The organism is Nitratidesulfovibrio liaohensis (assembly GCF_011682075.1).
Classification (GTDB): Bacteria; Desulfobacterota; Desulfovibrionia; order Desulfovibrionales; family Desulfovibrionaceae; genus Cupidesulfovibrio; species Cupidesulfovibrio liaohensis.
The window spans coordinates 1-3,893 of record NZ_VSMK01000260.1; the positions used below are offsets into that span (position 1 = coordinate 1).

At 71.0% G+C, this 3,893-nt stretch carries 5 protein-coding genes; 4 read left to right on the top strand and 1 reads right to left on the bottom strand.

The features are described 5' to 3' along the window. Nucleotides 1-432, bottom strand: a 432-nt coding sequence (locus FVW27_RS09790; protein ID WP_167124728.1) for a CinA family protein, incomplete at its 3' end; no start/stop codon positions are given. Between the two features lie 151 nt (nucleotides 433-583). Between FVW27_RS09790 and FVW27_RS09795 the strand changes: the two genes are divergently transcribed. The 4 genes from FVW27_RS09795 to FVW27_RS09810 form a co-directional block, all read left to right on the top strand. After that, a complete protein-coding gene (locus FVW27_RS09795; protein WP_167124730.1) occupies nucleotides 584-1,363 on the top strand; it encodes a hypothetical protein in 780 nt (259 codons plus the stop codon). A gap of 238 nt (nucleotides 1,364-1,601) precedes the next feature. Continuing rightward, nucleotides 1,602-1,952, top strand: a complete 351-nt coding sequence (locus FVW27_RS09800; protein WP_167124732.1) for a PilZ domain-containing protein — start codon at nucleotides 1,602-1,604, stop codon at nucleotides 1,950-1,952. A 136-nt stretch (nucleotides 1,953-2,088) separates the two neighbouring features. Beyond that, nucleotides 2,089-3,105, top strand: a complete 1,017-nt coding sequence (locus FVW27_RS09805; RefSeq protein WP_167124734.1) for a glucokinase — start codon at nucleotides 2,089-2,091, stop codon at nucleotides 3,103-3,105. 83 nt (nucleotides 3,106-3,188) lie between these two features. After that, a partial coding sequence (locus FVW27_RS09810; protein ID WP_167124736.1) for a TVP38/TMEM64 family protein occupies nucleotides 3,189-3,893 on the top strand: 705 nt, incomplete at its 3' end.

The window sequence follows — 3,893 nt, forward strand, 5'->3', positions numbered from 1 at the left end:
CAGGCGGGCGCCGGTCAGGCGGCGCACTCCGGCGGCCATGGCCCGCACCACCGGTTCGCTCACCGCGCCGTGGGCGGCCAGCAGGTCCGGGCCCACTCCCAGCACGTCACGCTTCACCTCGTTGGCATAGGCCACCACGCCGCCGGTGAACCACGCGGAACTGCCCGGCACGTCGGTGCAGCGGGCCGCGATGAGTCCGCCGGTGCACGATTCTGCCGTGGCCAGGGTGGCCCCCGATGCCGTCAGGCGCTGGCCCAGCAGCCTGACACGGGCATGCGTTTCGTCGGAAGCCGGGGGGGCTGGCGTGCCCGATACGCCGGACATGCCCGTTATGCCGGACGTGCCCGCTGAGGTGGACGGCGTGGGCCCGGTGGCAGCGGCAGGATGCAGCGGGCAGGGGACGGCGTGCGGGGCATGCGGCGTGGCAGGCATCTGGTCTCCGTTGCGGGGTATGCGGGCGGCACGATGTGCGCCGCCCCTGCCGCCCGGCTAACACCGAGGAAACGGTTCCGGCAAGGGGCGCGCTTGCTACGGGCTGCCCGCGCTGCTAATCTGGGGGCCGACCAGCAGTCATGGAGACGCGATGACCGATCAGCGTGAGGAAATGGTTTCGGCCTTGCAGGACGAAGTGCTCAGCGAAATGGCCGAGACCTTCTTTGCCGCCCGCAAGGCCGTGGATGACGAGATGGAGCTGTTCCGCTCGCGCGAGGATGACCTGCGTCGGGCCGCCCAACGCGCCCTGTGCCGCGCCGGATGGCTGGCGGACCTGCTTACCGGGCCGGACATGGCCGGGCAGTTGTGGCACGCCCTGGGGGTGCCCGTGGACTTCATGCGCCTGGCGGGCGGTACGGACGCCTGTCCGCATCGCGACGTGCCCTTTGCCTGGACCCGCTCCGGGCGGTATGAAAAGCTGCTGCTGGAAGTGTACGAGGATACCTGGCGCGCCTTCGACTGCTACGTCAACGGCGCTGCCGCAACCGTGCCGGGAAGGCCGGGCAAGGTGCGCAGGCTGGGCTATCGGCGGTACCGCCAGTGGGCGGCAGAGATCAACCGCATGGTGGACAAGGTCAACAGCGACCATTCGCCCTCGTGCGTGCTGGGCATGGCCCGTTCGCTGGACGTGGAAGGGCAGGAAAAGCTGAAGGTGGCGGGCAGCGGCATGGAAGGGTATTCGTGCGCGCTGGACGCCACGCTGGCCCTGCCTCGACTGGACGAGGATGTGCCCCAACTGCCGGACCTGCCGGAACTGCCGCCGCCCGCTGAAGCGGCGCGCAGCCTGCGCGCCCTGGCGCGTCGTATCTGGAATGAGCGGCGGGACCGGGCAGCCGAGGCAATGGCCCGCGTGGAACAGGCACAGGAATGACGTTTTTCGCGGACACGCTCCGGCCCGAGGTCGATAGACCCGGCACTCGGTTGGCCTGACATCCGGTCGGCCGGATGTTCCGGCGGGCCGCGGTTCCGACGACGGGACAGCGTATCGTGCAATCACGGACAGGGGACGCATGGCCCGGTATGGGGCTGGCCGTGGGTCCCACGCACATCAGAAGGTGCGCCGCGCGCAGGGGCCGCGCGCGGCGATGCCATGCAGGAGGGGAGAACGGATGGAAGCGAAACAGCAGGATGCCGCAAGCGCCGCACCCGTCGCCAAGACCGGAGGCGAGCGCAGGCGCGCCGCCCGCGTGGCCGGGCGGTACAAGGGGCGCATAGAGATTTCCGGGTACGGCTTTTCGGTGATGACCTGGGACGTCAGCCTTACCGGCGCGCGGTGCGCCGTGCGCGGCAAGTTTCCCGAGGGCACCGTGTGCACGCTGTTCGTGCAGAACGCCAAGGGTGAGGAAATGGGCCTGCCCGCCCGCGTGGTGCGCGGCACCGGCAACGACGTGCGGCTGAGTTTTTCGGCTGTGTCGCCCGAAGCCAGCGCCTTTCTGCGGGCACTGACCGGCTTGACCTAGCGTGCGCCGTGCGGCGGGATGTTCCGGAGCGTAACGCCTCGTCTTTCCCCCGCCTTTTTCCCGCAGCAGGGGAACCGGAACCCATGACCCGCGCGGCAAACCCGCACGGCCACCCCATATGGAAGGAGAACGGCGCATGCGCGTGCTGGCGGCGGACATAGGCGGCACCAACAGCCGCTTTGCCCTGTACGAGACGGACGCGCCAGCGCGCGGCCATGTGCCGCGCCTGCAGGACCGCCTGTGCGCTGTGCGCCTGCCCACGGCCTGTGCGGCGTCCTTTGCCGACCTGATGCGCCGGGCCGCCGTCGAGGAGCCGGGGTTGTTCACGTCCCCGGCCCTGCTGGTGCTGGCCGTGGCCGGACCGGTGCGCGGCGGGCGCCGCTGCACCCCACCCAATATCCCCTGGGGGGTGGATCTGGACGACCCGGCGTTGCGTGCGCCGGGCATGCCGCGCTTGCCCCCGGTGCTGCTGATCAACGATTTCGTGGCCCAGGCCTATGCCTGCCTGCGTCCGGCGGCGCTGGACGTGTTGGACGTGCTGGACGGGCATTCGGTGCCGGACGCCCCCACCGCCGTCATGGGCGCGGGCACGGGCCTTGGCAAGTGTCTGCTGCTGCCTTCGTCCGGTGGCGGCATGCCGCCGCGCGCCCTGCCCTCGGAAGGGGGGCACGCCCTGTTCCCCTTCACCGACGAGCGGGAAATGGCCTTTGCCGCGTTTGTCCGCGCCCACACCGGGCGGCAGGTCATCGGTGACCTCGTGGTGTCCGGCCCCGGCCTGCGCCTGCTGCACGCCTTCCACACCGGGCAGTGGCTGGAACCTGCGGGGGTGGCGGCCCGCCTGATGACCGGCGAACAGGGGGCCGGTCCCGACCATGCCCTGTCTCAAGTTCTGTCCTGGTTTGCCCGGTTTTATGGCCGCGCCTGCCGCGACTACGTGCTGGAAACCCTGGCCCTGGGCGGGCTGTTCATCGCCGGTGGGGTGGCGGCGGCCACCCCCGTGCTGGTGACGCACCCGGCCTTTGCCGAAGCCTTTCGCCAAAGCGATACCCACGCCGAACTGCTGCGGGGGGTGCCGGTGCGCCTGGTGCGCGGGCCCGACGCCGGGCTGCTGGGCGCGGCCCTGTATGGCGCCCTGAACGGCGTGGCGTCCTGAATGGGATGGTGCCTGACCGGCGCCTCCCCGAATCCACTCCGGGCGCCGGACAGCGGTGGCCCGGCAAAACGGAAAGGAACTTCATGCGTCCGGGATGGACTGATGCGGCGCGGCGCGCCCTGCTTCTGGCGGCGGTGGCCGTCTGCCTCGGGGTTGCATGGTGGTCGGGGATTGGCGAATGGCTGTCGCTGGCCCGGCTCAAGGCATCGCAGGCGCAACTGGTGGCCTGGCACGAGGCCAGCCCTGCGCTGTCTGTCGGGGCCTACATGGCGGTGTACGTGGCCTCCGCCGCGCTGTCGCTGCCGTGGGCCACGGCCCTGACCCTGGGGGGCGCGGCGGTGTTCGGCTTCTGGACCACGCTGTGGGCCACCTCGCTGTCCAGCACCGTGGGGGCCACCCTGGCCTTTCTGGGGGCGCGCTACGTGTTCCGCAACGCGGTGCGCCGCCGCTTCGGCCACCGCATGTCCCGTCTGGACGAAGGGCTGGCCCGCGACGGGGCGTTCTACCTGTTCGGGCTGCGCCTGGTGCCCGCATTCCCCTTCTTTCTGGTCAACCTGCTGATGGGCCTGACGGCCATGCCCGTGCGCACCTATTTCTGGGTATCGCTGGTGGGCATGCTGCCCGGCACGGCGGTGTACGTGAATGCCGGGCGCGAACTGGGCGCCGTGGCCACGCCGGGCGACGTGTTGTCGCCGGGGTTGCTGGCGGCCATGACCCTGCTGGGGGTGTTCCCGCTGGTGGCGCGCAAGGTGCTGGACCGGGTGCACTCGCGGGGCGCGGCGTCCGGC